Origin of the sequence: Natronobacterium haloterrestre (assembly GCF_900112205.1) — an archaeon.
In the GTDB taxonomy this organism is placed as follows: domain Archaea; phylum Halobacteriota; class Halobacteria; order Halobacteriales; family Natrialbaceae; genus Natronobacterium; species Natronobacterium haloterrestre.
In genome coordinates this window covers 369,985-388,769 of sequence record NZ_FOKW01000003.1, presented here as the reverse complement: position 1 = coordinate 388,769, position 18,785 = coordinate 369,985, and the positions used below count along the sequence as shown (strand labels likewise).

15 protein-coding genes are annotated in these 18,785 nt (G+C 68.7%); 7 read left to right on the top strand and 8 right to left on the bottom strand.

Going from position 1 to position 18,785, the window contains the following annotated elements; translation table 11 throughout:
* Positions 1-43: 43 nt before the first annotated feature.
* Positions 44-631, top strand: coding sequence for a response regulator transcription factor (locus BM113_RS08370; protein ID WP_007142682.1), 588 nt, complete (start codon positions 44-46; stop codon positions 629-631).
* A gap of 189 nt (positions 632-820) precedes the next feature.
* Here BM113_RS08370 and BM113_RS08365 read toward each other — a convergent pair whose 3' ends face one another.
* The 3 genes from BM113_RS08365 to BM113_RS08355 all read right to left on the bottom strand — a co-directional run bounded on the left by BM113_RS08365 (position 821) and on the right by BM113_RS08355 (position 4,614).
* Complete coding sequence (locus tag BM113_RS08365) at positions 821-2,968, bottom strand: PAS domain-containing sensor histidine kinase (protein WP_089786998.1); 2,148 nt, start codon at positions 2,966-2,968, stop codon at positions 821-823.
* Between the two features lie 173 nt (positions 2,969-3,141).
* Positions 3,142-4,158, bottom strand: coding sequence for an ornithine cyclodeaminase family protein (locus BM113_RS08360; protein ID WP_089786996.1), 1,017 nt, complete (start codon positions 4,156-4,158; stop codon positions 3,142-3,144).
* Between the two features lie 84 nt (positions 4,159-4,242).
* Positions 4,243-4,614: a winged helix-turn-helix domain-containing protein gene (locus tag BM113_RS08355; protein WP_089786994.1), complete on the bottom strand. Its 372-nt coding sequence runs from the start codon at positions 4,612-4,614 to the stop codon at positions 4,243-4,245.
* A 116-nt stretch (positions 4,615-4,730) separates the two neighbouring features.
* On the opposite strand from BM113_RS08355, the gene BM113_RS08350 reads away from it, so the two are divergent.
* The 4 genes from BM113_RS08350 to BM113_RS08335 all read left to right on the top strand — a co-directional run bounded on the left by BM113_RS08350 (position 4,731) and on the right by BM113_RS08335 (position 9,477).
* Positions 4,731-5,417, top strand: coding sequence for a cob(I)yrinic acid a,c-diamide adenosyltransferase (locus tag BM113_RS08350; RefSeq protein WP_089786993.1), 687 nt, complete (start codon positions 4,731-4,733; stop codon positions 5,415-5,417).
* Between the two features lie 91 nt (positions 5,418-5,508).
* Complete coding sequence (locus tag BM113_RS08345; protein ID WP_089786991.1) at positions 5,509-6,345, top strand: ABC transporter ATP-binding protein; 837 nt, start codon at positions 5,509-5,511, stop codon at positions 6,343-6,345.
* The gene (locus tag BM113_RS08340; RefSeq protein WP_089786990.1) at positions 6,342-7,832 is read left to right on the top strand and encodes a hypothetical protein; all 1,491 of its coding nucleotides are present in this window, start codon (positions 6,342-6,344) and stop codon (positions 7,830-7,832) included. Before BM113_RS08345 ends, BM113_RS08340 begins: the two co-directional genes overlap by 4 nt.
* 46 nt (positions 7,833-7,878) lie before the next feature.
* Positions 7,879-9,477: a cobyric acid synthase gene (locus BM113_RS08335; RefSeq protein ID WP_089786988.1), complete on the top strand. Its 1,599-nt coding sequence runs from the start codon at positions 7,879-7,881 to the stop codon at positions 9,475-9,477.
* Positions 9,478-9,491: 14 nt separating this feature from the next.
* Here BM113_RS08335 and BM113_RS08330 read toward each other — a convergent pair whose 3' ends face one another.
* Entirely contained in the window at positions 9,492-9,878 is a 387-nt protein-coding gene (locus BM113_RS08330; protein WP_089786986.1) for a ribbon-helix-helix domain-containing protein, read from the bottom strand.
* 203 nt (positions 9,879-10,081) lie between these two features.
* Here BM113_RS08330 and BM113_RS08325 point away from each other — a divergent pair, with 203 nt between their 5' ends.
* Both BM113_RS08325 and BM113_RS08320 read left to right on the top strand, forming a co-directional pair.
* Positions 10,082-10,333: an MTH865 family protein gene (locus BM113_RS08325; protein WP_007142691.1), complete on the top strand. Its 252-nt coding sequence runs from the start codon at positions 10,082-10,084 to the stop codon at positions 10,331-10,333.
* Positions 10,334-10,661: 328 nt separating this feature from the next.
* Entirely contained in the window at positions 10,662-12,731 is a 2,070-nt protein-coding gene (locus BM113_RS08320; protein ID WP_089786984.1) for a bacterio-opsin activator domain-containing protein, read from the top strand.
* Between the two features lie 318 nt (positions 12,732-13,049).
* On the opposite strand, the gene hutH is transcribed toward BM113_RS08320, so the two are convergent.
* The 4 genes from hutH to hutU are packed head-to-tail and all read right to left on the bottom strand — an operon-like array spanning position 13,050 to position 18,716.
* Complete coding sequence (hutH, locus tag BM113_RS08315) at positions 13,050-14,702, bottom strand: histidine ammonia-lyase (RefSeq protein WP_089786982.1); 1,653 nt, start codon at positions 14,700-14,702, stop codon at positions 13,050-13,052.
* Positions 14,699-15,934 carry an imidazolonepropionase gene (gene hutI, locus BM113_RS08310; protein ID WP_089786980.1) on the bottom strand — a complete coding sequence of 412 codons (1,236 nt, stop codon included), beginning with the start codon at positions 15,932-15,934 and terminating at the stop codon, positions 14,699-14,701. Before hutI ends, hutH begins: the two co-directional genes overlap by 4 nt.
* On the bottom strand, positions 15,931-16,923 hold the full coding sequence (hutG, locus tag BM113_RS08305) for a formimidoylglutamase (RefSeq protein ID WP_089786978.1): 993 nt from the start codon (positions 16,921-16,923) through the stop codon (positions 15,931-15,933). Before hutG ends, hutI begins: the two co-directional genes overlap by 4 nt.
* A complete protein-coding gene (gene hutU, locus BM113_RS08300) occupies positions 16,920-18,716 on the bottom strand; it encodes a urocanate hydratase (RefSeq protein WP_089786976.1) in 1,797 nt (598 codons plus the stop codon). The genes hutG and hutU overlap by 4 nt, the downstream gene beginning before the upstream one ends.
* Between the last annotated feature and the right edge of the window lie 69 nt (positions 18,717-18,785).

The window sequence follows — 18,785 nt, the reverse complement described above, 5'->3', positions numbered from 1 at the left end:
GCGAGTGCTTCGACCGGACGACAGATCCGGAGGATTCCGCTCGATGGCCACAGACACCCCGTCCGTACTGATCGTCGAAGACGAGCCCGACCTCGCTAATCTCTATGCCGCGTGGCTCGAGAGCGAGTACGACGTCCGGACGGCCTACGACGGCGACGACGCGCTCGCGGCGATCGACGAGTCGATCGACGTGGTTCTCTTAGACCGCCGGATGCCGGGGCTGTCGGGGGATACCGTGCTCGAGACGATCCGCGAGCACGATCTCGATTGCTACGTTGCGATGGTGACCGCGATCGAACCCGATTTCGACATCGTCGGCATGGGGTTCGACGACTATCTCGTCAAACCCGTCTCGAAAGAAGAGCTGTTGCGGATCGTCGATCAGCTACTGCTGCGTTCGTCCTACGACGACCAACTTCGGGAGTTCTTCGCGCTCGCGTCGAAGAAGGCCCTGCTCGACGCCCAGAAGTCCGAGGCCGAACTCGAGTCGAGCCGGGAGTACGCCGAACTCGAGGACCGGCTCGCGGCGCTGCGGGCCCACGTCACGGAGACGACCTCGGAACTGCTCGAGGAGGGGAAGTACCGTCAGCTCTGTCGCGACATCGCCGCCGATCCGGTTCCCGAGGAGTAAGGGGGGGTCTCGAACTCGACACACCGGCGCGATAGCTTCCGGAGAAGGTAGCGCATCGCACGCGGTGGGCGGAATTGGGAGTAACGTAGCGAAACAGGACGAAACGGGTCGAAACGGGTCGAAACGGGTCGAAACGGGACGAGACAGGACGAGACAGGACGAGACAGGGCAAAACAAGAAACAGGGCGGTCAGGGACCGCCCGGACCCGCTCCGGGCCGTGGAAGACCGTCTCGCTGCCGCTTGCCGTCTTCGTCCCCGTTGTGACGATCGCTGCCCTCGAGTTCGAGGGTAGTTACGTCCCGAATTTCGATCCGGGTTCTGTTCGCGAGTTCGTCCGAGTCGTGGTCAGGGTCGGAGTTGGGTTCGTGGTCGAGTACACCGCACTCGCTCGTCCCGTCGCCTTCGACGGTCTCGACCGTCAGTTCCCAGCCGTGGGCTTCGGCGATCGCGCGGACGAGCGCGAGTCCGAGACCGTCGATCGCGCCGGTTCCGGTGTCGGGTGTCCCGTCAGCGGCCCCCGCTCCGCTTCCCGTCCCGTCCGGGGACGCCAGCAGCCGATCTCGAGCGGTCTCCGGCGAGGCAGCCGCGTCGTCGAGGAGGTAAAAGCCGCGGGACCGGCCGGGATCGTCGAACCCGAGAAGACCCACCCGGACCGTTACGTCCGCCGTCTCGTCTCCGGGGTCGCCCGGGGAGACGCCGTCGCGAGCCGCTGCATCGTCGAACGCCGTCTCCAGCAGGTTCACGAGGCGGTCGGCGTCGGCCCGGACGGTGGCACGGCGTTCGACGGTCACGTTCGACTCGTCGAGCCGGGAGGTCCTGGCAGCCGCTTCGACGGCTCGGTCGAGCCTGACGCGGCTCCGGGTGCCGACCGCCGAGGCGTTGCGGGCGAACTCGCGGACGTCGTCGACCAGTCGCTCGGCGCGGTCGAGCGTCGTCTCGACGGAGTCCTCTGCGAGCGGGAACTCCCAGCCCAGTTCGTCGGCGTCGTCGTCCTCGAGTCGCTCGGCGACCGTCTCGAGTTGCTGTTTCAGGTCGTTCGAGAGGACGTTGGCGACCCCCTCGAGCCGTTCGGTCTGGCGCTCGAGGGCCTCGGTGCGCTCCCGCAGGATCCGCTCGCGGTCGGCCCGGTCGAGCGCGGCACGGATGTTCTCCGCCAGCGTCGAGAGCAGTTCGACGTCGGTCTCGTCGAACTGGCCGGGCTCGAGCGCGCCGGTCATGAGCACGCCGTGAGTACCGATCGGCGCGATGATCTCCGAGCGAAGGGGTGTCTCGGGGTTGTAGGTTTCCTCGTTGGACTCGAGATCGTCGAACCGCTCGACCTCGCCGGCCTCGAAGACGTTCCAGACGAGTCCCTCGCCGGGGTTGAACCGGGGGAGGCCGCCGAACTCCTCGTACGCCCCCGCCGTGCCAGCGACGGGCTCGAGATAGCCGTGTTCGTCCTCGAGGAGCCAGATCCCGCTGATCGGCAGATCGAGCAGGTCGCTGCCCGAGTGGACGGCGATCGCACAGATCTCCTCGGGGTCGTCGGACTCGAGCAGCCAGCGGGTGATCTCGTGCAGCGAGGCGGCCACCCGTTCGTACTCGTGCTGGTCGGTGATGTCGCGGAGGACGCCGGCGATCGTCGCCGCGTCGTCCTCGATCGGAACGAACCTGATCTCGACCATCCGGTCGACGCCGTCGGCGTCGGTGATCGTCGCCTCGAGTTGCCGTTTGTCGGCGTTGCCAACGTCCACGTCGGCGATAGCTCGTCCCATCTCGACTGCGTCCTCGTCGTCGATGCCAGCGAGTTCGGGGACGACCTCGACGTGTTCGCCGACCAGGGCCTCCCGGTCGCGGCCGAGCAGTCGCTCCATCGCGCCGTTGACCGAGACGATCTCCCGGTTCCGGTCGAGCGTAACGACGCCGTCGTTGATCGCCTCGATGACGGCCGCGTGCTGGGCGATGGTGGTCTCCTGTTGCTTGCGCTCGGTGACATCGCGCATGTACACCGACAGCCCCGTCTCGGAGGGGTAGGCCCGGGCCTCGAACCAGGTCTCCAGGCGCGCATGGTAGATTTCGAACGAGACCGGAACCTGTTCGTCCATCGCCCGATGGAACCCGTCCGGGAACTGCGTCTCGACCGTTTGCGGAAACTCGTCCCACATGACGCGGCCGATGAGGTCCTCTCGAGACCGTTTCAGAAGGGTCTCGGCTCGCTCGTTGAGGTACGTAAACCGGAAGTCGGTGTCGAGCGCGAAGAACGCGTCCGTGACGCGGTCGACGATCGGAACGGTGCGGGACGTCACGACCGCGCTCCCCCCGATGCGCTGTTCGAGCGCTCGCTCGCGCGCCAGCATCTTCGCCTGCGGTCCAGTCGCGCGTCGCGAACGCGATCGGTGTTCATCGTCTCCATATACAGACAGCCCGTTTGAAAGATCTACTGACGGTTCGTCGCACTTGGCCGACAGGTTACTTTAGTGTCGTGGCCGGTTCGACGCTCGACGCTCGCGGCTCGGGCGACGGTCGTCGGTCAAAGCGGGACCGTCGTCCCGACACCGCGCTCGGCCGCGCGATCGAAGACGAAGGACGCAGCCGCGGCGTCTAGCACCGCGGAGCCGACGCTTTCCACGACGACGATCCCGTCTCCCCGGTCCGACCCCTCGGTGCCCGATAGAACGGCACCGAGCGACTCGATCCCGTCCTCGAGGGCCGGGAACTCCCGCAAGTCGCCGGTCTCGAGGGCCTCCGAGGGGACGTCCGCGACGACCCGCTCGGCGCGTTCGACGGTCGTCGCGTCCAGTTCGCGCATCTCCGGCGTGTACGCGCCGACGGCGATCACGAGCGCGTTCGGTTCCAGGGCGTCGCCCGGGAACACCGGCTCCGTGCTCGTCGTCGCGGTAACGACGATCGACGCGTCCTCGACGGCGGCGGCGGGCGACGAGACGGCGTCCACGGACGCGTCGAGTTCGGCCTCGAGATCCGCGGCGCAGTCGAACCGCGAGTCGCTCGGGGAGTAGACCCGGACCGACTCGAGGTCGGCGTCGGTCGCCGCGGCGATCGCACGGGTCTGCCAGCGGGCCTGCGTGCCCGCGCCGATCACGGCCACGTCGAGCGTGTCCTGCTCGTCGGGTTCGGGCGCGAGTTCGCGGGCCGCCAGTCCGCCGATACAGCCGGTCCGTGCGCCCGTGATCCGGTTGCCGGCGAGGTAGCCGACCGGCTGACCCGTTTCGGCGTCGGCCAGCGCGATCTGTGCGGTGACGGTCGGCAGGCCCCGTTCCGGGTTGTCCTCGACGACCGTCACGAGCTTCGTCGCGGCGTAGTCGGCCCCGTGAACGTACGCGGGCATACAGAGTCCGGTGCCGGTCGGCTCCGCCGTCTCGCTCGTACTCGAGTCGGACTCGAGTCCCGCCCCGATCGGGTAGTGGGGGCGTTCCGGCCGTTCGACCTCGTCGGCCTCCGTCTTCCGGAAGGCGTCTGCGACGACGGGAAGCAGGTCCTCGAGGTCGAGGACCGAGGCGACGTCCTCGTCGGAGAGTACGCGTACCATGGCTATGGGCGAGTATCGTCGCTCGAGTACTTGTAGGTCGACGTCTCCGGCACCGACGTTCGAGAGGGGACGCGATCGGACGCGTCAGAACTCGCGCTGGATCTCCGACCAGATGCCGACCGAGCGGTCCTTCGACCGCTCGAGGTCGACGTCGAAATCGCCGTCGTCGCCGATCCCGATCGAGACCCGTTCGAAGTCGGCGACGTAGCGGGACTTGTGGTGGCTGCCCGACCGAACCCCGACCGTTTCGGTGACCAGGCCCGCCTCCGTCAGCCGGTCGAGTTTCCGGTAGGTCGTCGACAGCGGGAGGCCGATCCGGCCGGCCAGTTCCTGGGCGGTCAGCGGCTCCTCGAGGACGGTGACGATTTCGCGGCAGCCGTCGTCGTCCAGGGCGCTGACTATCGCCGCGAGGTCTGGCGCCGACCCGTCGTCTGACGACGGAACGCCGAGTGACATTGCGGACGGGTTAGGAGCGGAGCCTAATGACGTGCGTGGTCGAACCGACGGCCGCTGCGTTCGCGAGGGTCCGGCCGGTCGGTGTCTACATGTAGCGCCGGCACGAGGGGCCCGATATGAGCGACGATACGCCAGCTGCGGGGGTCGAGGACACGCCCGGCGAGGGACGAACGCCGGAACCGGAGCGCATCGAGCCGTCGGCACCCGAGGAGTTCGGCCTCGTCCAGGTCTGGTGGGGCGACGGCAAGGGGAAGACGACCGCCACGCTCGGGATGGGCATGCGCGCGGCCGGCCACGGCTTCCGCGTCCACATGCTCCAGTTCATGAAAGGCGGCGCCTCGAGCGTCGACGCCGTCCGCGGCGAGTACAACGCCATCGCCGCACTGCCCGGGTTCAGCTACGAGAACCTCGGCCACTACGGCTGGCACGGAATGCCCGACGGCAGCGACGAGGAGAAACACGAGGCCCAGGCCGAGGCGGGCCTCGAGCGGGCCCGCGAGTTGCTCGCGGGAGCAGCCGAAGCGACCCTCGACGAACCGATCGCCCTCGACGGCGACCCCGACGACGGCGTCCACATGCTCGTCCTCGACGAGGTGCTGTACGCCGCGGAGCGCGGCCTGATCGCCGAGGACGACGTGCTCGCGCTGATCGACGACAAGCCCGCGGACCTCGAACTCGTGCTCTCGGGGAGCCACACGGAGCCGACGTACCTCGAGGACCGTGCGGACCTGATCACGAACGTCCGCAAGCAGGCCCATCCGATCGAGGACGGACAGCGGGCCCGCCGCGGGACGGAGTTCTGACTGCCAGAAGACGTCGGCCGAACTGGTTCGGCCGCCCCGTTCGCCGGTGTCGCCATCGATATAACCGATCGCTGCGAACCGAGGCGATTGAATGGCTGCTATTCGGGTCGACGAGTTGTGCAAGTCGTACGGGTCCGTCCGCGCCGTGGACGGGATGGACTTCCGCGTCGAGCGCGGGGAACTATTCGGCTTTCTCGGCCCGAACGGGGCCGGCAAGACGACCACGATCCGGGCGCTGACGGGGCAAATAGCCCCCGACGGCGGCGACGTTCGGGTCCTCGGCTGTGATCCGACGGCCGAACCGATCGAGACACGGCGACGCGTCGGCATCCTTCCGGAACAGGGTTCGCCGCCGAGTTTCCTCACCCCACGGGAGTACCTCGAGTTCGTCGGCAGCGTCCGCGACCTCGAGCCGGAGTACGTCGCCGAGCGGATCGATCGCTGGACGGATCGGCTCGGCTTCGGCGGGAAACTCGACACGTTGCACACCGACCTCTCGCGCGGCCAGCAACAGAAGGTGATGATCGCGCAGGCGTTCCTCCACGAGCCGGATGCGGTCCTGATCGACGAGCCGCTGGCGAACCTCGACCCGCTCGTCCAGGAGCAGGTCAAGCGGTTCCTCGTCGCATATGCGGCCGACGACAACGCCGTCTTCGTCTCGACGCACAACATCGACGTGGCCGAGTCGATCTGTACGCGCGTCGGAATCGTCGCCGACGGGCGGATGGTGACCGAACGTTCGCTCGCGAAGGGGGGCGAGGACGCGGACGCTGACGCGGATGCGGATGCGGACCCGCTGCTCGAGGTGTTCCTCCGGGAGGTGACCGACGCGGACGCCCGCGACCTGCCGTCGTCGGCCCACGATCGGATCGAAGGCAAAGCGGGCGATTCCGAACGCGATCCGCGACTCGAGGCGACGGGCCGATGAGCACGGACGCACACGGGAACGGGGACGACGACCGGTCGTCGAACGCGAGGCTCCTGTTCGTCGCTCTGCTGCGAGAGGAGTGGCGGCTGCACACGCGACTGTTCGGCGGCTGGCGGTTCGCGTTCTTCCCGCTCGTCGTCGCCGCCGTCGCGGTCGCGGGAACGGTCGCCCTGCTCGAGAGCGGGCTCGCCGACGGCACGATCCTGCTCGGCGTCCACGTCCTCGCGGCCGGCTTCGGCCTCTACAGCGGGACGGCGGCCTTCGCCGGCTCTGACATGCTCGAGAACGTGTTCGGGGAGCTGTCGCTGTTGCTCGGCTCGGCCGAGACGCTCCCGCTCTCCCGGCGACGGCTGCTCGGCCTCTTCCTGCTGAAGGACGGACTCTTCTACGCCGTCGTCTTCGTGTTGCCGATGGCCGCGGCGGCGGTCGTCCTCGCGCCGGCCCGGACTCCGGCGGCGATCGCGGCGGCCGTCGTCGGGCTGTGGCTCTCGCTGTCGATTGCCTTCGCGGTGGGGATGACCGCGACGGTCGCGTCGATCGCGGTCCGGACCCGCGGCGTTCCGACCTGGGCCATCGCGGCCGCCGTCGCCCTCGTCGCCGTCGTCGTTGGGGTAAGCGGTGGAAGCGGAACGGCCGTCCCGTACGTTCGCGCCGTCGTCGTTCCACTCGAGGCCGGCCCGCTCGCCGCGGTCGGGATCGCCGCCGGGACCGTCCTTCTCGCGATTGCTGCTCTCGTCGCGTACGACCCGACCTACGGCCGACCGACGCGAACGGTCGGCGACCGGTTCGCCGCGCTCAGCGACAGGCTTCCGCTCGAGTCGGGAACGGACGCGCTCGTCGCGAAGACGCTGCTCGACCTCTCCCGGTCGTCAGGCGGCGTCTGGAAGCCGCTGGTCTCGGCGACGATCCTGTTTGCCCTCGTCGCGGCGCTGGTCGGTATCGTGGACGCGATCACTGGAATCGAGCCTGCGCCAGGGGTCTTCTTCGGCGGCGTGCTCGGCCTGTCGGCGTTTACGACGTACAACTGGCTGACCCAGTTCGACGACCTCGAGTCGTATCTGGTCTACCCGATCGCGGTCGAGGACGTGTTCCGCGCGAAGCGCACGGCGTTCGCCCTCGTCGGCGCGCCGACCGTCCTCGTCCCGTACCTCGCGGCGGTCGTCTGGTTCGATGCGACGGCGCTTGATGCCGTCGTGGGGGCCGTCCTGCTCGGGGGTTACGGCCTCTACTACTACGGGCTCACCGTCTACGTCGCCGGCTTCGACCCGAACGAGTTCCTCTTCGACGCCGTGCGGTTCGGCGCGTTCACCGTCGGCGTCGCCGTCGCGCTCGTCCCCGCGCTGGTGGTCGGCTTCGTCGTCGTACCGCCCTCGCTCGCGTCCGGGGCCGCGCTCGCCGCCGCCGGCCTCGGGTTCGGAATCGTCGGGTACGTCCTCTCGAGTCGCGCCGGCCCGCGCTGGGAGCGCCGCTACCTGACCGACCGGTAGAACCGACAGGACGATAGTGTCCGCGCCGGCAGACGAGTATACGCGGATGACTCGAACCCTGCTGGTTGCCGGCACCGCCAGTCACGTCGGCAAGTCGACCGTCGCGGCCGGACTCTGTCGCTTGCTCGCCGACCGCGGCGTCTCGGTGGCCCCGTTCAAGGCCCAGAACATGAGCAACAACGCTCGAGTGGTCGTTCGCTCCACGGCGGCGGAGACGGCGGCTGACGACCGCTGGGGCGAAATCGGCGTCTCCCAGTTCGTCCAGGCTCGAGCGGCCCGGACGACGCCGACGACCGACTGCAACCCCGTTCTGCTCAAGCCCCGCGGCGACGGCGAGAGCCAACTGGTGATCCAGGGGCGGGCGCGAGAGCACGTTCCCGCCGGTTCCTACTACGAGGACCACTGGGAACGAGCGCGGGCGGCGGCCGAGGAGTCCTACCGCCGACTCGCTGCCGACCACGACGCGATCGTCGCCGAAGGCGCCGGCAGCATCGCCGAGATCAACCTCCACGACCGCGACCTGGCGAACCTCGAGACCGCGCGGTTCGCCGACGCCGAGATCCTCCTGCTGGTCGACATCGAGCGCGGCGGCGCGTTCGCCAGCCTCTACGGCACGCTCGAGTTGCTCCCCGACGACGTCCGCGAGCGGGTCGCTGGCGCGGTCATCACCAAGTTCCGCGGGGATCCGTCGCTACTCGAGCCCGGAATCGCGGAGATCGAGTCCCGGACCGGCGTTCCGATCCTGGGGGTCGTCCCCTACGACGATCCCGGACTCCCCGAGGAGGACAGCGTCGGCCTCCCCGCGACCGACGAGCGGGGGACGCTCGGCGACGACGACGGCGTTCCGGCGGAGCGACGGGTCCGGATCGCCGTTCCCCGGTTACCACGGATCTCGAACGCCACGGACCTCGAGGCGCTGGCCGACGAGCCGGGCGTCTCGGTGGAGTTCGTGCCGGTCGATTCGGCCGCCGACCTCGAGGACGTAGCCAGCGAAGGCCCGGTCGCCGCCGTCGACCCCGACGCCGTCGTCCTCCCCGGGAGCAAGAACACCGTCGACGACCTGCTCGCGCTCCGGGAGGCGGGGTTCGATCGCGCGCTCGCCGCGTTCGACGGGCCGATCGTCGGCGTCTGTGGCGGCTACCAGCAACTCGGCGAGCGGATCACCGACGCCTCGCTCGAGGGCACCGGCTCGGTCGACGTCGTCGAGGGGCTGGGGCTGCTCCCGGTCGAGACCCGGTTCGACCCGGAGAAGCGACTCGAACGAACGACCGTCGCCGTCGACGGGTCGGCGACGCCGCTGCTCGAGGGCGCGACCGGGACGGTCTCCGGCTACGAGATCCACGCCGGCCGGACGCGGGCGCTCGAGGACGTGACACGGCCGCTCGAGGACTCGAGTGCGGCCCGGGGAACGGTGCTAGGGACCTACCTCCACGGCCTGTTCGACAACGAGAACGTCCGACGGGCCTTCCTCGAGGCGGTCGCGCGGTCGGCGGGCGTCGATCTGCCCGCTGTGGGGGGGACCGACAGGTCAGCGCAGGCGAGTGCGGAAGGCGGTTCGTCGCCGTACGACCGGGCGGCCGCACTCGTCGCGGAACACGTGGATCTCGAGGCGCTCGGCGAGCCGTTCTCGTCGCGGTCCCAATAACGAAACGGGGCCGCTCAGGCGCTGCCGCGGTAGGTCCCCAGCAACTCCTCGAGAATGATACACTCCTGGTCGGTCGAGTCGTAGTGGGTGTCGATGAACCGCTCTGCGGCCTCGTAATCTCCGCGAAGGCCGTGTTTGCGGACCGTAATGACCGCGTCGAGGAAAAACGTCCCACCGTCGGTACCCAGCGCCTTCGCGTGATCCTCCTCGGAGATGTCGATCTCGGCTTTGATCTCGTCGAAGTTGAACGTCTCGACCTCGTGGTCGGGGTTGATGAGGGTCAGCACGTACTCCGCGGAGAACCGATAGAACTCGGACTTGCTCTCGAACATACCGTCTTCGACGAGCGCGTCGATCTCTTCGACGACCTCGTCGGGGTACCTGACGGTATCTTTCGCCATACTGGCTATCTCCACGTTGCTCGTTCATTACTGTTTCGGCGAATTATCGGTACGCATAGGTTTCTGCCGGAAAGCGGCGTAGTTTTTCGGTTCGAAGTCCGGGTTGAACGGGAGTAATTTGCTCGTCGACGGGTACTCGATCCGGCCGGCCACTCGCAACTACCTACAAATTTATTATTTATCGCCCTCAACTGTGGGGTGCAATGGCAGACGAAGCCGAAATCCGCGAGCAGATGATCGACGCGTTCGAAGGAGCCGACTACCCGATCTCGAGTCCGATGGACCTCGTTCCGGCGCTGCCGAACGGTCCCGGGACGAAGTTCGAGTCCGGCGACTTCTCGATGACAGCAATGGAACTGAACACGAAAGCCTCCGGGGGCGACTTCCCGTACGACGACGTGGAAACGCTCGTCGACGACATCATCGAACAACTCAAGGAACAGGACGAACTGTAACCTGGAAGCCCTCGATCGGCGAACGGAGGCCGGTGACCTGCAACCCGCAACCCGCGACCCGCAACCCGCGACTCGCGGCGTCGCCGCCCGAACGCTGGGTCGACGGAAACCAATACTCGGGCGAATACCGGAGACGGAACCGGGAAGCCGGGACGGATCCACCGGCAGCGATTTCCCGCAGTCGGTCCCGACTTTTTAGCGTCCAGCCCCTACCCGACTACTACCTTGCGCGTCGACCCGTCGACGCCGGGCGGTCCCCGGACCACCACATTCTTAGTCCGCGGCGTAATCCGGGATAGAAAGGGAGCCGACTGAGGGTAGGTCGCGAATGACACGGGAGCAAAACGAGTCTCGCGGCGAGACGATCGTCGTTATCACGACCGCATCGCGGGAGGAGAGTCGTCTCCGTGAGCGACTGGGCGGCACGGCTAACGTCGTCGTCCGGTCGGTCGATCCGGATTTCGAGGAAAACGGCGACGACCACGATCCGGACCTGGGGTCGATGCCGGTCCCCGACGGGAGTTCGGCGGGAACAGGGACGGGCGAGGCGACCGCTCCGGACGGGCTGGTGATCGAACTCCGCGACCCCCGACCGGAGGTTCTCGAGGCGCTGCTCGCCCGACTCGACGACGAGTTCGACGACGGGGTACCGACGATCGTCTCACCCTGGAGCGGTAGCGAGGAACTCGCGGCGACCGCGGTCCGGGCCGACGCCGACGACTACGTTCCGATCGAGGGCAACGATCCCGCCGACCGCATCCTCGAGACGGTCTCGTCCGGGTCGGAGCGCTCCGACCCGAGTGTGAAGTTCCACCGGATTATCGCCGAGGAGCTCCCGGACGAGGCGTTCGTCATCAGCGAAGACGGAACGTACCTCGAGAGCAAGATGAGTTCCGACTCCGTGGCACTGTATACCATATCGCCCAGCGAGCTGACCGGGAACCACCTGACGGACGCGTTTCCGGAAGAAGAGGCGGAACGGCTCATGGCGTGTATCGAGCGGGCGATAGCGACCGAGGAGATCCAGACGGTGGAGTACGACGCGCCGACGGTCGAGGGGCTACGCCGGTTCGAGGGGCGCGTCGTGCCGGTCGACGAACGCATCGACGGCAAACGGGCGGTCGTCTGGCTGGCCCGAGACATCACCGAGCGAGTCGAGCGAGAACGGCAGTTACGTTCCCAGCGGGCCGAACTCGAGACGCTGAATCGGATCAACGCGGTCGTCCGCCAGGTGATCGAGACGCTCGTCGAGGCCCCCACCCGCGAGGCCATCGAGTGTGACGTCTGCGAACAGCTCGTCGCCTCGGAGCTGTACTCGGGATCGTGGATCGTCGGGCGGACCGGCGAAGGCACCCTCTCCTACCGAACGGGAGCGGGCGACGCGGAGACGTACCTCGAGCGGATCCGGGAGATCGACATCGACCACGAGCGGCCGGTCGAACGCGTCGCCCGGACGGGCGAGGTCGAGGCGGTCAACCACGTGCTGGAGAGCAACTCGCTGCCGGACGAACTCGAGGAGGCAGCCCGGGAGGACGACGTGCGCGCGGCCATCTCCGTACCGATCATCTACGAGGACGTCACCTACGGGGTGCTCTCCGTCCTCGCGAGCCGCGAAGACGCCTTTAGCGAGAGCGAACAGGCCGGGTTCGAACTCCTCGGCGAGACGATGGGCTTTGCGATCATGGCGGTCCGGAACCGACAACTCCTGTTCGCCGACGCCGTCGTCGAACTCGAGTTCCGTATCGACGGCGGCGACTCGCTGTCGTTCGACCTCTCCGAGGAGTACGGCTGTACCTGCTCGCTCGAGTGGGCCGGTACCGGTACCAACGGCCGCACCTACCAGTTCGTGAACATCGACGGCGTCGGCGGGGAAACGGTCCTCGAGGAGGCGCGAAACCACGAGTCGATCGAGGAGTGCCGACTCATCTACGACGGGAACGAACAGTGCACCCTCGAGTTGCGGCTGTCGGAGTCGGGCGTTCGGACGCTCGCGAACCACGGCGCGACGATCAGGGACGTCACCGTCAGCGACGGCGTCGGAACCTGTCTCGTCGAGGTTCCGCAGAACGCGGACGTCAGGGAGATCGCCGACGCGCTCTCGCTCGTTTACGAGAACACGGAACTCGTGGCCCGCCGGGAGGTCGACCGACCCGTCAGGACCGCCTCGGAGCGGCGGGACCGCATTCTCGACGAACTGACCGACCGTCAGCTCACGACGCTCAGGCTCGCATACTACGGCGGCTTCTTCGACTGGCCCCGCGAGAGTACCGGCGAGGAGATCGCCGAAATGATGGACGTCTCGCCGCCGACGATGCACCAGCACCTCCGGAAGGGCCTCAAGACCGTTCTCGGCGAGTTCTTCGAGGAACACGGGCCCGCTCCGGACGAGAGCGAGTGAGCGGCCGCTCGAGGACCCGTTCCGTGTGCCCCCTGGCTACCCCTAACTCTTTAGGAGCTACACTTGTCACATCGGGTGCGTAATCATTCATTGCTGTAGAGGAGTGGTAGGTCGGGTCGCGAGGACGGTAGGTGGTGGGGATTCGAATGGATTTCCTCGCACCCGACGCCTCCGGATATCCGAAGGCAGCGGCGGCTACGGTCTGGAGAGGCATAACCTTGTCCGATAGACACGTGTGAGCCGGATCGTTCGTCACGGCGATCGCACCCGGAGTGAAGTCGGCGGGCGCCCTGCCGCGAAGAACGAGAAAAAGGGATCCTACGACTCGAGTGCGTCATCGACCGCCGCGTCGACGAGTCCGTCCTCGAGCAGCGCGACGACGCTCTCGACGTCGGTATGCACCGGGCGATCACCCGTCTCGGTAAGGGGTGGGACGACCTCCCGCACGAGGTTCCGGACGGCGTTGGTTCCGTCGCCGAGTGACAGCCCCGATCCGTTCCCGTCTCCGTCTTCGACCTCGGTCGAGTCGCTCGCCGCCGTCGCGGCGTCGAAGGCGTCGTCGACGTACTCGGCGGCTTCGGTCGCACAGACGAGTTCGGCCGCGACGATCCACGTCGCGTTCTCCAGGGCCGTCCGCACGCCGAGTGCGGACTGGGAACTCATGCTGACGTGGTCCTCCTGACCGCCGCTGACCGGCGTGTTGTCGCTCGAGGCCGCGTCGATCGATCGAATCTCGTTGAGCAAGGCGGCGGCGGTGTACTGGGCGATCATGAACCCCGACTCGACGCCGCTGTCGGCCGCCAGGAACGGCGGGAGGTGGGGCTCCTGCAGGTTCGGGTTCAGCAGCCGGTCGATTCGCCGCTCCGAGATGGCGGCCAGGTCCGTCAGCGCGAGGCGGACGTACTCGAGGCGCAGGGCAAGCGGCGCGCCGTGGAAGTTCCCGCCCGACAGCACCGACGCCTGGTCGGTCCCCGACGCGCGGCCGGGGTCGGCGACGCGCTCGGCGGGGAACACGAGCGGGTTGTCCGTCGCGCTGTTGAGTTCGACGGCGACGGCCTCCCGGAGGTGCTCGAGGGCGTCCCGGACCGCGCCGTGGACCTGCGGGAGACACCGCAGCGAGTAGGCGTCCTGGACGCGATCGCAGTTCCGGTGGGCCTCGACGATCTCGCTCCCCGCGGTGAGCCGGCGAATCGCCGCGGCGCTGTCCGCCTGTCCCGTGTGTGGTCGCACCTCGTGGATCGCCGGATCGGAGGTCGCCGTCGTGCCGAGGCTCGTTTCGGTCGTCAGCGCGCCCGCGGCGTCGGCCGCACGGACGAGCCGTTCGCCGTCGACGACCGCGAGCGCGGCCAGCCCGACCGTCAGCTGGGTACCGTTGATGAGCGCGAGCCCCTCCTTCGGGGCCAGCGACAGCGGCTCGAGGCCGATCTCGGAAAGCGCCTCGTCGCCGGGGAGACGCTCCGTGCGCTCGCCGCGTTCGACGACCGCCTCGCCCTCCCCGACCAGCACCAGCGCCATATGAGCCAGCGGCGCGAGGTCGCCGCTCGCGCCGAGGCTGCCGCGGGACTTGACGACCGGGTGGAGGCCCTCGTTACAGCACGCGACCAGGTGGTCGATCACGTCCTCGCGGATCCCGGAGTAGCCCTTCACGAGGGCGTTGATCCGGGCGACCATCATCGCGCGGACCTCCTCCCGCTCGAGTTCGCGGCCAGCTCCCGCGGCGTGGCTGCGAAGCAGGTTGTGCTGGAGCGCCTCGAGGTCCTCGGCCGGGATCCGCTCGTCGACGAGTTCGCCGAAGCCGGTGTTGAGCCCGTAGACGGCCTCCTCGCCGTCGACGACGTCCTCGACGCGCCGACGGGACGCTCGCACCCGCTCGCGGGCCGGTTCGGGCACGACGACCCTTGCGTCCTCCCGGGCGACCGCGACGACGTCCTCGGGCGTCAGCCTCTCGCCGTCGAGTTCGACCGCGCTCACGATCGAACCACCTCGCCGCCCTTCAGGACCGTATCGACGGCCGGCGTGTCGAACCGGTAGGCGATGTGGGCGTACGACGGCGCCTCGAGGACGACCGCGTCGGCCGGCGCGCCGACTCCCAGCGTCCCGGTGCCGTCGTCGCGGTCGAGCGCTCGGGCGGCCGCGCTGGTCGACGCGCGCAGCGCCTCCGCGGGCGTCATGCCCATCTCGACGCAGGACAGCGTCTGGACGAACCCCATGCTCCGTGAGTGGCAGTTCGGGTTGAAGTCCGTCGCGACCGCGACCGGCCAGCCGGCCTCGAGGAACGCCCGCGCGTCGGCGTAGTCGGCACCGAGGCCGAACGCCGTCCCCGGCAGCAGGACGGGGACCACGTCCGCCGCGCGCATCGCCTCGACGTCCTCGTCGGTCGCGTGCAGGAGGTGGTCGGCGCTCGCGGCCCCGAGGTCGGCCGCCAGTTCCGCCCCGCCCAGGCGCGTGAACTCCTCGGCGTGGACCTTCGGCGTCAGTCCGGCCTCGCGGCCCGCTTCGAGGACCCGCCGGGACTGCTCGACGTCGAAGACGCCCTCCTCGCAGAAGACGTCGCAGAACTCGGCGATCCCCTGGGATTCGACCGTCGGGAGCTGTTCCTCGACGACGCGGTCGACGTAGTCGTCGGTTTCCTCGCCCTCCGGGACCGCGTGAGCGCCCAGGAACGTCGGGACGAGGTCGACGGGGTGGGCGTCGTCGGCCCGATCGATCGCCTCGAGCAGGCGCAGTTCGGTCTCGGTGTCGAGGCCGTAGCCTGACTTGACCTCGACGGTCGTCGTTCCCCGCGCGAGCATGGCGTCGAGGTGGCCGAGCAGGTTCTCGAGGAGTTCGTCGTCGCCCGCCTCGCGGGTGGCCCGAACGGTCCGCAGGATCCCCCCGCCGTCCTCGAGGATCTCCTGGTAGCTCTTCCCGCGGAGTTTGGCCTCGAACTCGTCCGAGCGGTCGCCGGCGAAGACGGCGTGGGTGTGGGGATCGACGAAGCCGGGGACGACGGCGTTCCCGTCGGCGTCGACCGCGACGTCGGCGTTCTCCGGCGGATGCTCACGGAGGATTTCGGCCGTCTCGCCGACGGCGACGACCTCGCCGTCGACCGCGGCGAAGGCCCCGTTCTCGAGGGTCTCGAGGGGGCTGTCGTCCCCGTCCCCGGACGGCGGCCCGACGACCAGTTCGCTCGCGCCGTAGACGACGCACGTACGCTCCGTCATCGTCTCCCCTCCAGGTAGCCGGCGAGGAAGTGCGCGACCGCTCGCGCCGCCGCGTCGACGGTGAGGTCCCGCCGGTCGAGTTCGGGTGCACACTCGACGACCTCGAAACCGGCGATCCGGTCGTCGCCGGCGAGCACCCGCAGGACCCGGTACAGTTCGCGGGTCGACAGCCCGCCCGGCGTCGGCGCGCTCACACCGGGCGCGGCCGCCGCGTCGAGGACGTCGCAGTCGACGCTGACGTAGACGCGGTCGACGTCGTCCATCGCCTCGAGCGCGCGTCCCGTCGCCGCGACCGGATCTTCGCCGACCTCCTCGGCGGTGACGACCTCGCCGCGGTGCTCGCGGACGTAGTCGTGGTAGGCCGTCGAGGTCTCGAAGTGCCGCGCCCCGAGACAGGCGTAGCGGTCGAGTCCGTCCTCGAGCAGTTGGCGGTACGGCGTGCCGCTGGTCGGCCCGTCGACGGGTTCGCGGACGTCGAGGTGTGCGTCGAGGTTAACGACGCCGACGGCGGCGTCCTCGAGCAACGGCGCGACGTTCGGGTACGTAAGCGAGTTGTCCCCGCCCAGGAAGACCGGGAGCGCCTCGCGGTCGTGGACGAGCGCCGTCGTCGCCTCGAGGGTCGACTGGACGTCGGCGACGGATCCCTCGTTCTCCGGGCCGTCGACGAGCCGTCGGACGTCACCGAGGTCGGCCACCGAACGGACGGGACCGCCGTCGAAGTGGTGGGTCTTCACCCGCGCGAGCGACCGCCGGATCGCCGTCGGCCCCTCGCGTGCGCCGTCGCGGCCGATGACCGCGCCGTCGTAGGGTTCGCCGACGAGGACGGCCGCGGCGTCCGACTCTCCGGCGTCAGCCGGCGGCGTCTCGACCACGTGGCCGAACAGTTCGTCGTTCGGGTCGCTCGCCGCCGCGACCGTTCGCCACCCCCCGTCCGCCTCCCAGTCGGGGTGGACGGTCAGTCGGTCGCCGAGGTCGTCGTCTCCGCTCATCGCTCGAGATCGGCCTCCGTTGCCATCGGTACCTCGACGTTCGACTCGCGGGCTTCTGAAAGTGCCTCCTCGTAGCCCGCGTCGGCGTGGCGGATCACGCCTATCCCGGGGTCGGTGGTGAACACCCGGCGGGCCTTCTCGGCGGCCAGGTCGCTCCCGTCGAGGACGACGTGGTTGTTCGCGTGGAGGGCGTTGCCGATGCCGACGCCGCCGCCGTCGTGAACGCTGACGATGTCCGCGCCGGCCGCGCAGTTCAGCAGGGCGTTCAGGATCGGCCAGTCCGCGACCGCGTCGGTGCCGTCCTTCATGGCCTCGGTCTCCCGGTTGGGGCTCGCGACCGACCCCGCGTCGAGGTGGTCGCGCGTGACCACGACCGGGGCCGAAATCTCGCCCTCGGCGACCAGTTCGTTGATCCGCAGGGCGAAGCGGGCGCGCTCGGTCAGTTCCTCGTCGCCCTCGCCCTCCGTGTTGTAGCCGAGCCAGCAGACCCGACTGGGGAGCCCCTGGAACTGGATCTCGTCCTGAGCGAGTTCGATCCACCGCCGGAGGTGGTCCTTCTCGGGGAACAGCTCGAGGACGGCCTCGTCCGTGCGGTGGATGTCCGCCGGATCGCCCGAGAGCGCGACCCAGCGGAACGGCCCTTTCCCGCGGCAGAACTGCGGGCGGATGTAGGCGGGAACGAATCCGGGAAAGTCGAACGACCCTCGCTCGTCGGGATCGCTGCCAGAAACGGGCCACGGGCGTTCCTCCCGGTGGTCTTCGACCTGCCCGCGGATGTTGTTCCCGTACTCGAAGGCGACCGCGCCACGTTCCTGTAACTCGAGGATGCCGTCGACGTGGCGTTCCATCGTCTCGAGGCTCTCCTCGCGGTAAGTCTCGGGATCGCGCTCGCGGAGTTCGTCGGCCTCCTCGACCGTGTAGCCCGCGGGGTAGTACCCCTCGAGCACGTCGTGGGCGCTGGTCTGGTCGGTGACCACGTCGGGGACGAACCCGCGCTCGAGGAACCGTTCGTGTAACTCGGCGGCGTTGACGTGGACGCCGACGCTGTAGGGCTCGCCCGCCTCTGCGGCCTCTTCAGCCCGTTCGATCGCCTCGTCGACGCCGTCGACCTTCTCCATGCAGTAGCCCGTCTCGATGCGTCGGTCGATCCGCTCGTCGTCGACCTCGGCCGCGACGCAGACGCCGCCGTTCATCGTGACCGCGAGCGGTTGTGCGCCGCCCATGCCGCCCAGCCCGGCGGTCGCGACGATTTTCCCGCTCAAATCGCCCTCGAAGTGTTGCCGTGCCAACTCGGCGAGCGTCTCGAACGTCCCCTGGATGATCCCCTGGGTACCGATGTAGGCCCACGAGCCCGCGGTCATCTGGCCGTACATGATCTTGCCCTCGGCCTCGAGTTCGTGGAAGTGCTCCCAGTCGTCCCAGTTGCCGACGAGGTTCGAGTTCGCGATCAGCACGCGGGGCGCGCGCTCGTGGGTCTCGAACCGCCCCACGGGTTTGCCGGACTGCACGAGGAGGGTCTCGTCGTCCGCGAGCGTCCGGAGTTCCTCGAGGATGGCGTCGTAGGCGTCCCACGATCGGGCCGCCCGGCCGGTGCCGCCGTAGACGACCAGCTCTTCCGGCTTTTCGGCGACCTCCGGATCGAGGTTGTTGTTGAGCATCCGGAGTGCGGCCTCCTGTCGCCACCCCTCGCACTCGAGGTCGGTACCGGTCGGCGCGCCCTGGTACTCACGCCACTGGTCGCTCGGCTCGCCGAGTCGATCCCGTTCCTGCGTCGACGATCGTTGTTCTGCCATGTCTAGTACTAGCACGTGGCGACCCAATACCGGTCACGTTCCCTTCGGAAGTGGCTTTATATGTTAAGG